The sequence below is a fragment of the Streptomyces tanashiensis genome (assembly GCF_014648895.1).
GTDB classification, from domain to species: Bacteria; Actinomycetota; Actinomycetes; order Streptomycetales; family Streptomycetaceae; genus Streptomyces; species Streptomyces tanashiensis.
On the sequence record NZ_BMRZ01000018.1, the window covers coordinates 1 to 14,373 of the forward strand.

The following is a 14,373-nucleotide window of genomic DNA, read 5'->3' on the forward strand; positions in this document are numbered from 1 at the left end:
ACCGTCGGTGTACGGCTTCTTCGCCTCCAGGCCGAAGCCCTGGGCGCGGTGCCGGCGCAGCTGCTCGACCTCGTTGAAGGAACCCGGGTCGAGCAGCAGCTCGATGCGCTCACGCGCCGTCAGCTTGCCCTTCGCGTGCTGCGCCTCGGTCGCGCGCTCACTCGGGCCACGCAGCGCCCGCTCGCGCAGGACGTGCAGCTCGTCACGGAGAGCGGAGACGGAGCGGTCGGTCCTGTCGGTCCTGTCGGTCCTGTCGGTCCTGTCGTCGGGGTTGTCGGTGGTCGATGGTCGGCTCTCTGTCGTCGGCACGGCACAACTCCCTTTCCGGGGGCGACTGCTCGGGTCACACGGCGGGGACGGCGGCCCTGAGGAAGGAGGCGCCGCGCTCCCGCACCTCCGGCGGCCGGACCCCTTCGGCACGTACGGCCACGGCCGCCGCGTACGCGGGGTCCTCGGCGAGATCGAGGTCGAGGACCGTCCAGCCGGGCGGCCTGCCGCGGGCGTCGGTCCCCAGGTACTCGGTGGACATGCCGTGCGCCAGGCCCGTGCCGATTCCCTTGAGATAGGCCTCCTTACGGGTCCAGAGCCGGCCGAACTCGGCCGGCCGGGCGCTCGCGGGACGGCGCTCCACCTCGGCCCGCTCGGCCGGGTGGAGTGCCGGGAGGCACGCTTCGACGGTGCCGCCGCCCGGTGAGCGCTGGATGTCGGCTCCCACCGGGGCGGCGGCGACGGCGATGAGCACCCGTCCGTGGCTGTGGGAGAGGGAGAAGTGGACGGGCGGTGTGCCCACCGCCAGTTCGGGACGGCCGTGCGGGCCGCCGCACCGGGGGCAGGTGGCCCGGGTGAACCGCAGGTCCCCCGGGGCCGTCCCGGTGTGCAGCGCCAGGACCCGGCGGAGCGCGATGTGGGCGGCGAGGTAGCGGAGCCGGTCGCCCGGGGCGACGAACCGTTCGGCCCGCTCCCGCTCCCGGCCGTCCAGCTCCTCCAGGGCCAGGGCCGCGGTGTCCGGCCGCGTCTCGTTCGTCCGCACCAGCCAGACGTCGAGCCGGACCCGCGTCACGCGGCACCGTCCGGCGCGGTGGGGGTGCGCCGCGTGGGGGGCACGGCGGTCAGACGGTGGGGACGGAACGCAGCTGGACGTTCACGGCCTCGATCAGCCGGCGCGGCGTGGCGGTCTCGGTGAGCGTCTCGTCCGTGAGGACCACACCGAACTCGCGCTCAATGCGGGTGCCCGTCTCCAGCATCGCCAGGGATTCATATCCGAGCGCTTCGAAATCCACGTCGAGTATGTCACCTTCCAGGTCGACGCTTTCGTCGGCGCCGACCCCTTCCTTGAGAATTCGCTTCAGATCATCGAGTTCGAAGGTCTTGATTCCGGAAGACATAATCGTCCTTTCGCGAGGTCGAATGGGTTCCCCGGCAGAAGTCGGTACCGACCGGTTCCCGTGCGTCGGACTCTCGCCCGACGCACACCGGACACAAGGGGTTCACCTGCGAGGTTCTTCGGAACGGAGGATGCGAGCGCCCCTTACCGCCCGCATCGGACCGCGTCGCGGCCGGGGGCTGGGCACATGCCTGGGGAACGTAGCCAACAGCTTCTTCGCCGGACCGCCATCACGTCAATGGAGATCTTTTAAGATACCGACAAGATCATGTCAAGAGATCGTAAAGTCGTCAGGATTCCATCAGTGCCGGGAGGGGCGGCGACAGTAAATCAGGTCTCCCTTGACCGGGCTCGCCGACGACTTTTACGCTGCCCGGAACGCCGCGATCCAGCAGCTGGCTCGAATTTACAAAGGGGAAACACGCCTTGAATTCCCGCGAGACTCGAACGGTCCGGTCTCACCCCTGCGCGGGCGCCGGCTGTCGCCGCCGGCGCGAGACGGAGACGGGACGCGGGCGGAGAGCGGCCCCCGGGACCTCCCTCTGTCCGGACTGCCAGGGCGAACTCCTCACGAACCTCCGCCGGCTGCCCCCGCTCTACCGGGCCTGCGGCCAACTGCTCGACGGCAGCCGGAACGTGAGCGGTCCGCGCGAGCGCACCTCGGGCGGCGGGTTACCCGGACTCCCCTTCAACACGGCCGCGTCGGACGCGCGCCGGGAGGCCCTCGCGGTCCTCGGCTCCTGGGCGGGCCTGATCGCGGAGGCCCGGCGACTGCCCCGACCCGACCGCACGGTGGAGGCCCTGACGGCCTTCCTGATACGCCACTCGGGCTGGCTGACCGCGCACAGCGCCGCCGGGGACGCCTCCCGCGAGCTGAGCGAGGTGACCCGCCGGGCGGCACGCGTCGCCACCCCGGACGACCAGCGCCGCCTGGTGACGGTCGGCGCCTGCCCCGAGCCGGGCTGCGCGGGGAGGCTCCAGTCGCTGATCCGGCCGGACGCCGCCGGCGCCGCCCCCGCCGTGCGGTGCCGGGCCGATCCGGCGCACCACTGGGCGGGCGAGGAACTGATGCTGCTCAGGCGGCGGTTGGCGGCGAAGGCCGGGACGGCGCAGCCTCCGGGGGCGGCCCGTCCGGCTTCCCCGCGCCCTGCGTCCCCGGGGACGGCACACCCGGCCGCGCCGGACGGAGCGACCCCGCCGGCGTCCCGCGCGCAGGGGAGCTCCGCCCCGTCCGGAGGCGGGGAGGCGGACACGGTGCGGATCGTGTGGCTCAGCGCCTCCGACATCACCCGGCTCTGGGGCACGCCGTCCGGCAGCGTCTACCGGCTCGCCAGCCAGCGGGCGTGGCGGCGCCGGAGCCGGGACGGCCGCACGTACTACCACGAGGCCGATGTCGTACGGGCGTTGAGCGAGCGGCACCCCCGGCCCGTCGCCTGACGGCGCCCGCCGGCCCCCGTCCTCCGGCCCGTCGCCTGACGGCACCCGCCGCCCCCGTCCCCGTCCCCCCGACCGGCGCTCTACCAGCGTTCGGCGAGGAGGTCGGGGCCGGGCGGCCGGCCCGGGAGCGGGCCGTGCCCGGCGCGGAGCCCGTCGACCGCGATGGCGATGATGCGGCGGCGGGCGTTGCTCGCCTCGTCGACGAGGTCGGTCCTGCCCTGGACCTCGAACTGCTCGACCAGGGAGGACTTCCCGAGCTGCTCGATGAGGAGGGAGACGTCCACGGCCGTGGCGTCCGCCCGGAGCACCCCCGCCTCGTGGGCGCGCGCGATCAGGGACCGCGTCAGCTCCTCGGACCGGGTGAACTTCTCGGCCATCTCGTCGGTGACGGGGATCGTGCCGGCCAGCGGGCCGAGCGCACCGCCGCTGAACTCGATGGCGGCGGTGATGTAGTGGACGAGCCCCTCCCAGGGGTCGTCGTGCGCGAGCCCCTCCTCCACCGCCTGGATCCACTGCCCGAGCGACAGGGCGCACAGGTGCTGGAACAGCTCCTCCTTGGTGCGGTACCGCCGGTAGAGGCTGGCGATGCCGACTCCCGCGCGCGCCGCGATCGTCGCCACGGACGTATGGGCGCCGTCCACGGCGAGGACCTTCTTGGCTGCCTCCAGGAGGGCGCGGTCGTTGCGTTCCGCTTCGGCGTGTCGGGGAGCTCGTCGGGCCATGGGCTCACTCTAGCCGCTTGCGAAGCGAATCGCTCCGTTATACATTCCAAACGAAGCGAAGCTATCCGTTTGGAGGGGCGCCGTGCTGTCCGTGGTGATGGAGGAGTTCGGAGGACCGGAGGTCCTGCGGGCTCGACAGGTGGAGGATCCGGAGCCCGGCCCCGGCCAGGTGCTGGTCGACGTGGCGTACGCGAGCGTCACCTTCGTCGAGACCCAGGTGCGCTCCGGCAACGGCCCCTTCGGCCGCCCCGCGCTCCCCCGGGTGCCGGGCAACGGTGTGGGCGGCCGCGTCGTCGCCCTCGGCCCGGGTGCGGACCCCGCCCTGCTCGGCACGGTCGTGGTCACCACGACCGGCGGCGAGGGCGGCTACGCCGAACGCGCCCTGGCCCGGGCCGACGAGGTCGTCCCGGTCCCGCCCGGCCTCGCCCTCAAGGACGCGGTCGCCCTGCTCGCCGACGGCCGCACCGCTCTCCTGCTCTTCCGTCAGGCGGAGGTCAAGCCGGGCGAGAAGGTCCTCGTGGAGGCCGCGGCCGGCGGTGTCGGCAGCCTCCTGGTCCAGCTGGCCGTGCACGCCGGCGCCCGCGTGGTCGGTGCCGCGCGCGGCGACCGGAAGGCCGAGCTGGTCGTCTCCCTCGGCGCCTCCTACGTCGACTACTCGCGGGAGGCGTGGCTCCGCCAGGTCCGGGAGACGGCCGGCGGCGGCGACCTCGACGTCGTCTTCGACGGGGTGGGCGGCGCCATCGGCACCGCGGCGGCGGGCGCGCTGCGCCCCGGAGGGCGCATCAGCCTGTACGGCATGGCGAGCGGCGCGGACGCCACGCTCGACGAGGACGACCTCGCCGCCCGGGGCATCCGCACCCTCGGGCTCTTCGCCGCGCCGGGCCCCGCCGAGACCCACCCCCTCATCGGAGAGGCCCTGCGGCTCGCGGCGGACGGCGTCCTCGCGCCGGTCGTCGGCCAGGTCTTCCCGCTCGCCGCGGCGGCCGAGGCGCACGCGGCCATCGAGGCGCGGGCCACCGTGGGGAAGACCCTGCTCGCCGTCGGCGCCCAGGAGGGCGACACGTACGGCACCGGCGCCGCCGGCGGCGCGACGAACGGCGACCGATGAGCACCGAGGCCCGCACACCGCCCGAGCGGGCCGGCGCCCGCGAATGGACCGCCCTCGCGGTCCTGGGCGTCCCGGCCGTCCTGGTCATGATGAACATGTCGGTGCTCTATCTGGCGCTCCCGACACTGAGCCGCGACCTGGACCCCAGCGGCCCCCAGCTGCTGTGGATCACGGACATCTACGGCTTCATGGTCGCCGGCGCCCTCATCACGATGGGCACCCTCGGGGACCGCATCGGCCACCGCCGGATCCTGCTGATCGGCGCCGTCGCCTTCACCGCCGCCTCGGTCTTCGCGGCGTACGCGAACAGCGCGGGGATGCTCGTCGCCGCGCGCGCCGTCCAGGGCGTCGCGGCCGCCTCCCTCGCGCCCTCCTCGCTCTCCGTGATCCGCAACCTCTTCCGGGATCCCGCCCAGCGCACCCTGGCCATCACCATCTGGATGATGAGCTTCATGGGCGGCGGCGCGCTCGGCCCGCTCGTCGGCGGCGTGCTCCTCCAGTACTTCTGGTGGGGCTCGGTCTTCCTCGTCGCGGTGCCGACCATGCTGGTGCTGGTCCTCACCGTGCCGTTCCTGGTGCCGGAGTTCCGCTCGTCCGGGACCGGCCGGCTGGATCTCATCAGCGTCGCGATGTCCCTGGTGACCCCGCTCGCGATCGTGTACGGGATCAAGGGCATCGCGGCGGACGGCCCCGGGCTCTCCTCGCTGGGCTTCATCGTGCTCGGCCTGGTCGTCGGCGCGGCCTTCGTACGGCGCCAACGGCGGCTCGCCACACCCCTGCTCGACCTGTCCCTCTTCCGCATCCCGGCCTTCTCCATCTCGGCCGGAGGCATGATCGTCGTCGGGATGCTCCTCTTCGGCACGAGCCTCCTCACCTCGCAGTACCTGCAACTGGTGCTGGGCTACGCGCCGCTGAAGGCCGGACTCTGGCAGCTGCCGACCGCCGTGGGCGGCACCGTCGTCGCCCTGTGGGTCTCCGGTCTGGCCGCCCGCCACCAGCCCGCCGTGCTGATGAGCGCGGGAGCGGCCTTCGCCGTCCTCGGCCCGATCATGCTCACCCAGGTCGACGGGGGCCCCGGCTTCCTGGTGGCCGGTTCCCTGCTCCTCTTCGCCGGCCTCACCCCGTTCATGGCCCTGGGCACGGGCCTGGTCGTGGGCGCGGCTCCGCCCGAGCGGGCCGGCGCCGCCTCGGCCATCTCCGAGACGGGCGCGGAGCTCGGCGGTGCGCTGGGCATCGCCACGCTGGGCAGTGTGGCCACCGCCGTCTACGGCGGCTACATGGCCGACCATCTGCCCACGGGCCTGCCCGCGGACCTCGCCGGTCCCGCCGGCGAGACGCTGCCCGCGGCCCTGGAAGCCGCCCGGGGGCTCGGCGGGGAACTGGGCACCACGCTGGCGGACACCGCCCGCGCCGCGTTCACCCAGAGCCTCCATGTGCACGCGCTCATCCTGATCCCCCTGCTGCTCGCCCTCTCGGCCCTCACCCTCACGCTGCGCCGGCGCGGGGAGCGGGACGCGGAGGACCTGCCGACCGCCGACGACCGCGCCGCCGCTCCCGCGCCGGCCGCCGACTGAAAGGAGCCCCCGCTCATGAGGGTCGAGGTGTACTTCGACATCCTGTGCCCCTGGTGCTACATCGGGAAGAGGAGGCTGGCGACCGCGCTCGCCGGACGCGACGACGTGGACCTCGTCTGGCGCAGCATGGAACTGGACCCGGACGGCAGTCCGACGGCGGGCCCGACGGCCGCCGAGGTGATCGCCCAGTACCAGAGCGGTCCCGAGCAGGCCGCCGCCCGGGTGCGGCAGATCCAGTCGCTCGGCGAGGCCGAGGGGGTGCGGCTCGACCTCCACAAGGCGCGGCCGGTCAACTCCTTCGACGCGCACCGGCTCGTCCACCTGGGCGCCGCGCACGGGCGGGCCGACGAGGTCCTCGAACGGCTGCTGCACGGCTATCACACCGAGGGGCTCGACATCGCCGCCCCCGAGGTCCTGGAGAAGCTGGGGGTCGAGGCGGGTCTCGACCCGGCCGCGGTCCGCCGGGTGGTGGAGGGCACGGAGTTCACGGAGCATGTGCGCGCCGACGAACGGCGTGCCGTGGAGGCGGGCGTCAGGGGAGTGCCGTCGCTGGTGGTCGACGGCGGGGTGCCCGCCTCGGCCGTCCAGAGTCCGGAGGCCCTGGCCCGGCTGCTGACCCCCCGGTCGCGTGGCTGACCACGGCTCCGGGTCCCGGCGGGGACCTTGTGTCCTCGCCGGGACGGCTCGGTCCCGTCAGTCCTGGCGGAACCGGAATCCCACTCCTCGGACGGTCAGGATCCAGCCGCTCTCGCGCAGCTTGCTCCGCATGGAGCTCACATGGGTGTCGATCGTCCGGCTCGCCTGCGCGCTGAGTCCCACGTCGGCCGGATGTCCCCAGACATCGATCATCAGACGCTGCCGGGAGACGACGACGCCCGGCCGGCTCGCGAGATAGTGCAGGAGGTCGAACTCCTTGCGGGTCAGCGGGATCGGCCGCCCGTCGAGCACGACCTCCCGGGACTCGCTGTCGAGACTGAGGCCGCCGCGGGAGAGGGTGGGTCTGCGCTGTCCCCCGATTCGCGCGCCGACCCTTCGCATGACGGCGTCGATTCGAGCCATCAGCTCCCGAAAAGAATAGGGCCGCTCGAGACAGTCGTCCGAGCCCGCCTGCAGTCCGAGAATCCTGTCGAGCTCGGCGGACTCACCGGCGAAGGATATGATGGGCGTGTCGCCTGCCGCCCGCATGCGACGGCATACTTCGATTCCGTCGATATCGGGCAGCCCCAGATCGAGCAGTACGAGGTCGGCATTCTCGAATGCGTCCAGGGCCTCGGCCCCCGAACCGGCCACAATTGTGTCGTGCCCATGCCGTCTGAGGCCGTCTATCAGCGACTCTGCCTGATCTCGTTCGTCCTCGACCACAAGGACGCGCATTCGATCCCCCTCCGGGTTACTGCCGCCCCAACATTCGGTCAGAAGTTTAACAAACCCGACGGTCGGCTTCCAGGGACAGCGAAGTGAATCAGGATGGAAAATCGCCCCCGTCAGCGGCATTTGCCTCGATTCCACAATAGCCGGGGCGTCGATTTCCGTCATGCTAAAGAGATCGGTTCTGGCCATTCTCGAACGGTGTGCGGAATTGATCGACCGATCATCGCGTCCGTGCGGGGGCGACCCCGGTCGCCGCCCCGCCGACGGCCGTGATGCGATGAACCCATGCGCATCACTCTCACCACCTGGTCCCTCGAACAGACCTCGCCGTCCGATCTCCGCCCCTCCCCCGCCCCGGAGGGTGACGACATCACGATCGCGCGGGCCGCGGTCCCCTCGCCGGAGTACAGCCGCTTCCTCTATACGGCGGTCGGCGGCGACATCCGCTGGAACGACCGCCTGCCGCTCACGTACAAGGAGTGGGAGGAGATCGTCGAGAAGCCGGGGGCCGAGATCTGGGTGGCGTACGACCGGGGGACGCCGGCCGGGTACGTGGAGCTCGACCCGCAGCCCGACGGCGTCGTCGAGATCGTCTACTTCGGCCTGATCCCCGCCTTCCGCGGTCGCCGGATCGGCGGCCACCTCCTCTCCTTCGGAACGGCGCGCGCCTGGGACCTGGCCGAGCGGTGGCCGGACCGGGAGGCCACGCGGCGCGTCTGGCTGCACACCTGCTCGCTCGACGGCCCGCACGCGATGGCCAACTACGAGCGGCGCGGATTCCGGCTCTTCGACACCAAGGTGGAGGAGGTCGAGGAGTCCGAGACCCCCGGCCCGTGGCCCGGCGCCCACGCCTGAGCCACGCGCCGACCACGTGAAAGGGGCCCCACCGGGGCCCCTTTCACGTGACCTGGACCACAGCGTCTCGCCCATCGAGACATCTATGTCCAAATCCTGGACGATGCTGGACTGGGTCCAAAGTCCCGTGACACGCTTCCGTCATGTCTGGAACTGGAATTGCCTTGGTGAGTCGGCGGCACGTCGACCTCGGCCGCATGTCCAGCGCCATCTGTTCGGCGCGCTGAGAGAACCAGCACCGCCGCATTCTCCTTACCGCCCGACTCTGCCCCACCCTGCTGCGCACTGACGCGCCACCCTCTGACCTGAGCGCGAGTGTGCAGGTCAGAGCCGCCCTCTCGCAGTCCCGAAGGACAAGACGCCATGGCCGCCACCCCGGAAAACCCCACTCCCGCCGCCGCCCGACGCAAGGTCGGGCGCCACCGTGGCGAGGGTCAGTGGGCCGTGGGGCACTTCACCCCCCTGAACGGCAATGAGCAGTTCAAGAAGGACGACGACGGTCTCAATGTACGGACACGTATTGAGACGGTCTACTCGAAGCGCGGCTTCGACTCCATCGACCCCAACGACCTGCGCGGACGCATGCGCTGGTGGGGCCTCTACACCCAGCGCAAGCAGGGTCTGGACGGCACCAAGACGGGTGTCCTGGAGCCGGAGGAGCTGGACGACGAGTACTTCATGCTCCGCGTCCGCATCGACGGCGGCCGGCTGACCACCGAGCAGCTCCGGGTCATCGGCGAGATCTCCGAGGAGTTCGCCCGCGGCACCGCCGACATCACGGACCGGCAGAACGTCCAGTACCACTGGATCCGCATCGAGGACGTCCCCGAGATCTGGAACCGCCTGGAGGCGGTCGGCCTGTCGACCACCGAGGCCTGCGGCGACACCCCGCGCGTCATCCTCGGCTCCCCCGTGGCCGGCATCGCCGCCGACGAGATCATCGACGGCACCCCTGCCATCGAGGAGATCTACCGGCGGATCGTCGGCAACAAGGACTTCTCCAACCTGCCCCGCAAGTTCAAGTCCGCGGTCTCCGGCTCGCCGCTGCTCGACGTGGCGCACGAGATCAACGACATCGCCTTCGTCGGCGTGGAGCACCCGGAGCACGGCCCCGGCTTCGACGTGTGGGTCGGCGGCGGTCTGTCCACCAACCCGAAGCTCGGCGTCCGCCTCGGCACCTGGGTCTCCCTCGACGAGGTCCCCGACGTCTACGAGGGCGTCATCTCGATCTTCCGCGACTACGGCTACCGCCGGCTGCGCAACCGCGCCCGCCTGAAGTTCCTCGTCGCCGACTGGGGCCCGGAGAAGTTCCGCCAGGTCCTGGAGGACGAGTACCTGAACCGCAAGCTGACGGACGGCCCCGCCCCCGAGCAGCCCGCGGGCCGCTGGCGCGACCACGTCGGCGTCCACCGCCAGAAGGACGGACGGTTCTACGTCGGCTTCGCGCCGCGCGTCGGCCGCGTCGACGGCGCCACCCTGACGAAGATCGCCGGGATCGCCGAGGAGCACGGCTCCGGCCGGGTCCGCACCACCGCCGAGCAGAAGATGCTCGTCCTCGACATCGAGGAGGCGCAGGTCGAGTCGATCGTCGCCGCCCTGGAGGCGCTGGACCTGCGGGTCACCCCCTCGCCGTTCCGGCGCGGCACGATGGCCTGCACCGGCATCGAGTTCTGCAAGCTCGCGATCGTCGAGACGAAGGGCCGCGGCTCCTCGCTCATCGACGAACTGGAGCGGCGCATCCCCGAGTTCGACGAGCCGCTGACGATCAACATCAACGGCTGCCCGAACGCCTGCGCCCGCATCCAGGTGGCGGACATCGGTCTCAAGGGCCAGCTGGTCCTGGACGACGACGGCAACCGCGTCGAGGGCTACCAGGTCCACCTGGGCGGCGCGCTCGGCCTTGAGGCAGGTTTCGGCCGCAAGGTCCGCGGCCTCAAGGTCACGGCGGCCGAGCTCCCGGACTACGTGGAGCGGGTCCTCAAGCGCTTCCAGGCGGAGCGCGAGACCGGCGAGCGCTTCGCGACCTGGACGGCCCGCGCGTCGGAGGAGTCCCTGTCGTGAGCGAGCGCGCAGCCCCCTTCTTCTGCCCCTACTGCGGGGACGAGGACCTGCGTCCGAACGAGCAGGGTCACGGCGCCTGGGAATGCGCCGCGTGCAGTCGAGCCTTCCAGCTGAAGTTCCTGGGGCTCCTCGCCCCGGCGACTTCGGGAAACACCACTGGGAGGGAAGACATATGACGGTCACTCAGGACGCGACCGCGGCCGACCTGAAGGCACTCGCCGAGCAGGCCGGCCGTGATCTGGAGGACGCCTCCGCGCTGGAGATCCTCCGCTGGGCCGTGGACACCTTCGGCGACCGCTTCTGCGTCACCTCCTCCATGGAGGACGCGGTCGTCGCCCACCTCGCCTCCCGGGTCCGCCCCGGCGTGGACGTGGTCTTCCTCGACACGGGCTACCACTTCGAGGAGACCATCGGCACCCGCGACGCCGTGGACGCCGTCATGGACGTCAACGTCATCACCCTGACCCCCCTTCAGACGGTGGCCGAGCAGGACGCGGAGCACGGTCCGAAGCTCCACGACCGCGACCCCGACCTGTGCTGCGCGCTGCGCAAGGTCAAGCCGCTGGAGGACGGTCTCACCGCCTACGGCGCGTGGGCCACCGGCCTGCGCCGCGACGAGTCCCCCACCCGGGCGAACACCCCGGTCGTCGGCTGGGACGAGAAGCGGCAGAAGGTCAAGGTCTCCCCCATCGCCCGCTGGACGCAGGACGACGTCGACGCGTACGTCACGGAGCACGGCGTCCTCACCAACCCGCTCCTCATGGACGGGTACGCCTCGGTCGGCTGCGCCCCCTGCACCCGCCGCGTCCTGGAGGGCGAGGACGCCCGCGCCGGACGCTGGGCCGGACGGGCCAAGACCGAATGCGGGCTGCACGGATGACGGACACTCAGAGACTTCAGGAGAACCACGTGACCGGTGCCACCATCTGGCTCACCGGCCTGCCGAGCGCCGGGAAGACCACCATCGCGTACGAGCTGGCCGGCCGCCTCCGCGACGAGGGCCACGCCGTCGAGATCCTCGACGGCGACGAGATCCGCGAGTTCCTCTCGGCGGGCCTCGGCTTCACCCGCGAGGACCGGCACACCAACGTGCAGCGGATCGGCTTCGTCGCCGAGCTGCTCGCCTCGCACGGCGTGAAGGTCCTGGTCCCGGTCATCGCCCCGTACAACGACAGCCGCGAGGCGGTCCGCAAGCGCCACCAGGCCGAGGGCACCGCCTTCGTCGAGGTGCACGTGGCCACCCCCGTGGACGTCTGCTCCGTCCGCGACGTGAAGGGCCTCTACGCCAAGCAGGCCGCGGGCGAGATCAGCGGCCTCACCGGCGTCGACGACCCGTACGAGGCGCCCGAGAACCCCGATCTGCGGATCGAGTCCCAGAACCAGACCGTGCAGGAGTCCGCGGCGCAGCTCCACGCGCTGCTCACCGAGAGGGGTCTGCTGTGACCACCGTCGCCCATGCCCACGACACCACGGACAGTCCGTTCGCGCTGTCGCACCTCGACTCCCTGGAGTCCGAGGCCGTCCACATCTTCCGTGAGGTGGCGGGCGAGTTCGAGCGGCCGGTGATCCTCTTCTCCGGCGGCAAGGACTCCATCGTCATGCTGCACCTGGCGCTGAAGGCCTTCGCCCCCGCGCCGGTCCCCTTCACGCTGCTGCACGTCGACACCGGGCACAACTTCCCCGAGGTCCTCGCCTACCGCGACCGCGTCGTGGCCGAGCACGGGCTGCGGCTGCACGTCGCCTCCGTGCAGGAGTACATCGACGCCGGCAAGCTCCGCGAGCGCCCCGACGGCACCCGCAACCCGCTGCAGACCGTCCCGCTGACCGAGGCGATCCAGCAGCACCGCTTCGACGCCGTCTTCGGCGGCGGCCGCCGCGACGAGGAGAAGGCCCGCGCCAAGGAGCGGGTGTTCTCGCTGCGCGACGAGTTCTCGCAGTGGGACCCGCGGCGCCAGCGCCCCGAGCTGTGGCAGCTCTACAACGGCCGGCACGCCCCCGGCGAGCACGTCCGCGTCTTCCCGCTCTCCAACTGGACCGAGCTGGACGTCTGGCAGTACATCGCCCGTGAGGGCATCGAGCTGCCGGAGATCTACTTCGCCCACGAGCGCGAGGTCTTCGCCCGCAACGGCATGTGGCTGACGGCCGGCGAGTGGGGCGGCCCTAAGGACACCGAGACGGTGGAGAAGCGGCTCATCCGCTACCGCACCGTCGGCGACATGTCCTGCACGGGCGCCGTCGACTCCGACGCCACCACGCTCGACGCCGTCATCGCCGAGATCGCCGCCTCCCGCCTCACCGAGCGGGGCGCGACCCGCGCCGACGACAAGATGTCCGAGGCCGCGATGGAAGACCGCAAGCGCGAAGGGTACTTCTAATGAGCACGTCCACCGAGCAGTTCGCCGACGTCTCGGCCACCACCCTGCTGCGTTTCGCCACCGCCGGGTCCGTCGACGACGGCAAGTCCACCCTGGTGGGCCGCCTCCTGCACGACTCCAAGTCGGTCCTCACGGACCAGCTGGAGGCCGTCGAGGCCGCGTCCATCAAGCGCGGACAGGAGGCGCCCGACCTGGCGCTGCTCACCGACGGCCTGCGCGCCGAGCGCGAGCAGGGCATCACGATCGACGTGGCCTACCGCTACTTCGCGACGCCTCGCCGCCGCTTCATCCTCGCCGACACCCCGGGGCACGTGCAGTACACCCGGAACATGGTCACCGGCGCCTCGACCGCCGAGCTGGCCGTGGTCCTCGTCGACGCCCGCAACGGCGTCGTCGAGCAGACCCGCCGGCACGCGGCCGTCGCCGCGCTGCTCCGCGTCCCGCACGTGGTCCTCGCCGTGAACAAGATGGACCTGGTCGACTACCAGGAGCCCGTCTTCGCCGCGATCGCCGAGGAGTTCACGACGTACGCCTCCGAGCTCGGCGTCCCGGAGATCACCGCGATCCCGATCTCGGCGCTCGCCGGCGACAACGTCGTGGAGCCGTCCGCGAACATGGACTGGTACGGCGGCCCGACGGTCCTGGAGCACCTGGAGACCGTCCCGGTCAGCCACGACCTGACGGCCTGCCACGCCCGCTTCCCGGTGCAGTACGTGATCCGCCCGCAGACCGCCGAGCACCCCGACTACCGGGGCTACGCCGGTCAGATCGCGGCCGGTGCCTTCCGGGTCGGCGAGGAGATCACCGTCCTGCCGTCGGGGAAGAAGTCGACGATCACCGGGATCGACGCGCTGGGCGAGTCCGTGGACATCGCCTGGGCGCCGCAGTCGGTGACGATCCGGCTCGCCGACGACATCGACATCTCGCGCGGCGACCTGCTCGCGCCGAGCGGCGACGCCCCGGCCACCAGCCAGGACGTCGAGGCGACGGTCTGCCACGTGGCGGACCAGCCGCTCGCCGTCGGCCAGCGGGTCCTGCTCAAGCACACCACGCGCACGGTCAAGGCGATCGTCAAGGACATCCCCTCGCGGCTGACCCTGGACGACCTGTCCCAGCACCCGAACCCCGGGCAGCTGGTCGCCAACGACATCGGCCGCGTCGTGGTCCGCACCGCCGAGCCGCTCGCGCTCGACGCGTACGCGGACTCCCGCCGTACGGGTTCGTTCCTGCTGATCGACCCCGCCGACGGCACCACGCTCGCGGCCGGCATGGCGGGCGAGTCGTTCGCCACGACCAAGGCCGTCGCCGCGGTGGACGAGGAAGAAGGGTGGGATTTCTGACATGAGCCAGAACGTCTACGCCACCTTCGCGAAGGAGGGCGGCCGGGTGGGCTCCGGTGCCCTCGGTGCGGGCATGGGAGGTGTCGCGCGATGTGCGTGCTGACCTCGACGTACCGCGCGTGCGGTACGAGCCGGCTCCACCCGCT

Annotated in this window: 17 protein-coding genes; 12 read left to right on the top strand and 5 right to left on the bottom strand. The window is 71.7% G+C overall.

Going from position 1 to position 14,373, the window contains the following annotated elements; genetic code table 11:
- The 3 genes from IE237_RS41070 to IE237_RS33750 all read right to left on the bottom strand — a co-directional run.
- A partial coding sequence (locus IE237_RS41070) for a carboxyl transferase domain-containing protein (RefSeq protein ID WP_308433144.1) occupies nucleotides 1-309 on the bottom strand: 309 nt, incomplete at its 3' end.
- 34 nt (nucleotides 310-343) lie between these two features.
- Nucleotides 344-1,060, bottom strand: coding sequence for a 4'-phosphopantetheinyl transferase family protein (locus IE237_RS33745; RefSeq protein ID WP_189805985.1), 717 nt, complete (start codon nucleotides 1,058-1,060; stop codon nucleotides 344-346).
- A gap of 49 nt (nucleotides 1,061-1,109) precedes the next feature.
- A complete protein-coding gene (locus tag IE237_RS33750) occupies nucleotides 1,110-1,385 on the bottom strand; it encodes an acyl carrier protein (RefSeq protein ID WP_189805986.1) in 276 nt (91 codons plus the stop codon).
- Between the two features lie 425 nt (nucleotides 1,386-1,810).
- Between IE237_RS33750 and IE237_RS41075 the strand changes: the two genes are divergently transcribed.
- Nucleotides 1,811-2,821: a hypothetical protein gene (locus tag IE237_RS41075; protein WP_229843810.1), complete on the top strand. Its 1,011-nt coding sequence runs from the start codon at nucleotides 1,811-1,813 to the stop codon at nucleotides 2,819-2,821.
- An 80-nt stretch (nucleotides 2,822-2,901) separates the two neighbouring features.
- On the opposite strand, the gene IE237_RS33760 is transcribed toward IE237_RS41075, so the two are convergent.
- The gene (locus IE237_RS33760; protein WP_189805987.1) at nucleotides 2,902-3,543 is read right to left on the bottom strand and encodes a TetR/AcrR family transcriptional regulator; all 642 of its coding nucleotides are present in this window, start codon (nucleotides 3,541-3,543) and stop codon (nucleotides 2,902-2,904) included.
- Nucleotides 3,544-3,625: 82 nt separating this feature from the next.
- Between IE237_RS33760 and IE237_RS33765 the strand changes: the two genes are divergently transcribed.
- The 3 genes from IE237_RS33765 to IE237_RS33775 are packed head-to-tail and all read left to right on the top strand — an operon-like array spanning nucleotide 3,626 to nucleotide 6,861.
- On the top strand, nucleotides 3,626-4,651 hold the full coding sequence (locus IE237_RS33765) for a zinc-binding dehydrogenase (protein ID WP_229843816.1): 1,026 nt from the start codon (nucleotides 3,626-3,628) through the stop codon (nucleotides 4,649-4,651).
- A complete protein-coding gene (locus tag IE237_RS33770; RefSeq protein WP_189805988.1) occupies nucleotides 4,648-6,225 on the top strand; it encodes an MFS transporter in 1,578 nt (525 codons plus the stop codon). The genes IE237_RS33765 and IE237_RS33770 overlap by 4 nt, the downstream gene beginning before the upstream one ends.
- 15 nt (nucleotides 6,226-6,240) lie before the next feature.
- Nucleotides 6,241-6,861, top strand: coding sequence for a DsbA family oxidoreductase (locus IE237_RS33775; protein WP_189805989.1), 621 nt, complete (start codon nucleotides 6,241-6,243; stop codon nucleotides 6,859-6,861).
- 57 nt (nucleotides 6,862-6,918) lie between these two features.
- On the opposite strand, the gene IE237_RS33780 is transcribed toward IE237_RS33775, so the two are convergent.
- Nucleotides 6,919-7,785: a response regulator transcription factor gene (locus tag IE237_RS33780; RefSeq protein WP_229843819.1), complete on the bottom strand. Its 867-nt coding sequence runs from the start codon at nucleotides 7,783-7,785 to the stop codon at nucleotides 6,919-6,921.
- 96 nt (nucleotides 7,786-7,881) lie between these two features.
- Between IE237_RS33780 and IE237_RS33785 the strand changes: the two genes are divergently transcribed.
- From IE237_RS33785 to IE237_RS33810, 8 genes are all read left to right on the top strand, one after another.
- Nucleotides 7,882-8,451: a GNAT family N-acetyltransferase gene (locus IE237_RS33785; protein WP_189805990.1), complete on the top strand. Its 570-nt coding sequence runs from the start codon at nucleotides 7,882-7,884 to the stop codon at nucleotides 8,449-8,451.
- A 143-nt stretch (nucleotides 8,452-8,594) separates the two neighbouring features.
- Complete coding sequence (locus IE237_RS41660) at nucleotides 8,595-8,678, top strand: putative leader peptide (protein WP_351188065.1); 84 nt, start codon at nucleotides 8,595-8,597, stop codon at nucleotides 8,676-8,678.
- 136 nt (nucleotides 8,679-8,814) lie between these two features.
- Nucleotides 8,815-10,512: a nitrite/sulfite reductase gene (locus IE237_RS33790; protein WP_189805991.1), complete on the top strand. Its 1,698-nt coding sequence runs from the start codon at nucleotides 8,815-8,817 to the stop codon at nucleotides 10,510-10,512.
- On the top strand, nucleotides 10,509-10,688 hold the full coding sequence (locus IE237_RS41080) for a hypothetical protein (RefSeq protein WP_041131842.1): 180 nt from the start codon (nucleotides 10,509-10,511) through the stop codon (nucleotides 10,686-10,688). The genes IE237_RS33790 and IE237_RS41080 overlap by 4 nt, the downstream gene beginning before the upstream one ends.
- On the top strand, nucleotides 10,685-11,392 hold the full coding sequence (locus tag IE237_RS33795) for a phosphoadenylyl-sulfate reductase (RefSeq protein ID WP_189805992.1): 708 nt from the start codon (nucleotides 10,685-10,687) through the stop codon (nucleotides 11,390-11,392). Before IE237_RS41080 ends, IE237_RS33795 begins: the two co-directional genes overlap by 4 nt.
- Nucleotides 11,374-11,955, top strand: a complete 582-nt coding sequence (gene cysC, locus IE237_RS33800; RefSeq protein WP_370468330.1) for an adenylyl-sulfate kinase — start codon at nucleotides 11,374-11,376, stop codon at nucleotides 11,953-11,955. The genes IE237_RS33795 and cysC overlap by 19 nt, the downstream gene beginning before the upstream one ends.
- The gene (gene cysD / locus IE237_RS33805) at nucleotides 11,952-12,887 is read left to right on the top strand and encodes a sulfate adenylyltransferase subunit CysD (RefSeq protein ID WP_033210002.1); all 936 of its coding nucleotides are present in this window, start codon (nucleotides 11,952-11,954) and stop codon (nucleotides 12,885-12,887) included. Before cysC ends, cysD begins: the two co-directional genes overlap by 4 nt.
- Nucleotides 12,887-14,227 (top strand): sulfate adenylyltransferase subunit 1, encoded by a 1,341-nt coding sequence (locus IE237_RS33810; RefSeq protein ID WP_189805994.1) that lies wholly within the window; start codon nucleotides 12,887-12,889, stop codon nucleotides 14,225-14,227. The genes cysD and IE237_RS33810 overlap by 1 nt, the downstream gene beginning before the upstream one ends.
- Nucleotides 14,228-14,373 lie beyond the last annotated feature (146 nt).

Bases quoted from the DNA above. Each gene is read 5' to 3' on its own strand.
- IE237_RS33795 (WP_189805992.1), top strand. From the start codon at position 10,685: ATGACGGTCACTCAGGACGCGACCGCGGCCGACCTGAAGGCACTCGCC.
- IE237_RS33770 (WP_189805988.1), top strand. From the start codon at position 4,648: ATGAGCACCGAGGCCCGCACACCGCCCGAGCGGGCCGGCGCCCGCGAA.
- cysC (WP_370468330.1), top strand. From the start codon at position 11,374: ATGCGGGCTGCACGGATGACGGACACTCAGAGACTTCAGGAGAACCAC.
- IE237_RS33790 (WP_189805991.1), top strand. From the start codon at position 8,815: ATGGCCGCCACCCCGGAAAACCCCACTCCCGCCGCCGCCCGACGCAAG.
- IE237_RS33775 (WP_189805989.1), top strand. From the start codon at position 6,241: ATGAGGGTCGAGGTGTACTTCGACATCCTGTGCCCCTGGTGCTACATC.
- IE237_RS33750 (WP_189805986.1), bottom strand. From the start codon at position 1,385: ATGTCTTCCGGAATCAAGACCTTCGAACTCGATGATCTGAAGCGAATT.
- IE237_RS33810 (WP_189805994.1), top strand. From the start codon at position 12,887: ATGAGCACGTCCACCGAGCAGTTCGCCGACGTCTCGGCCACCACCCTG.
- IE237_RS41660 (WP_351188065.1), top strand. From the start codon at position 8,595: ATGTCTGGAACTGGAATTGCCTTGGTGAGTCGGCGGCACGTCGACCTC.
- IE237_RS33780 (WP_229843819.1), bottom strand. From the start codon at position 7,785: ATGGCCAGAACCGATCTCTTTAGCATGACGGAAATCGACGCCCCGGCT.
- IE237_RS33760 (WP_189805987.1), bottom strand. From the start codon at position 3,543: ATGGCCCGACGAGCTCCCCGACACGCCGAAGCGGAACGCAACGACCGC.
- IE237_RS33785 (WP_189805990.1), top strand. From the start codon at position 7,882: ATGCGCATCACTCTCACCACCTGGTCCCTCGAACAGACCTCGCCGTCC.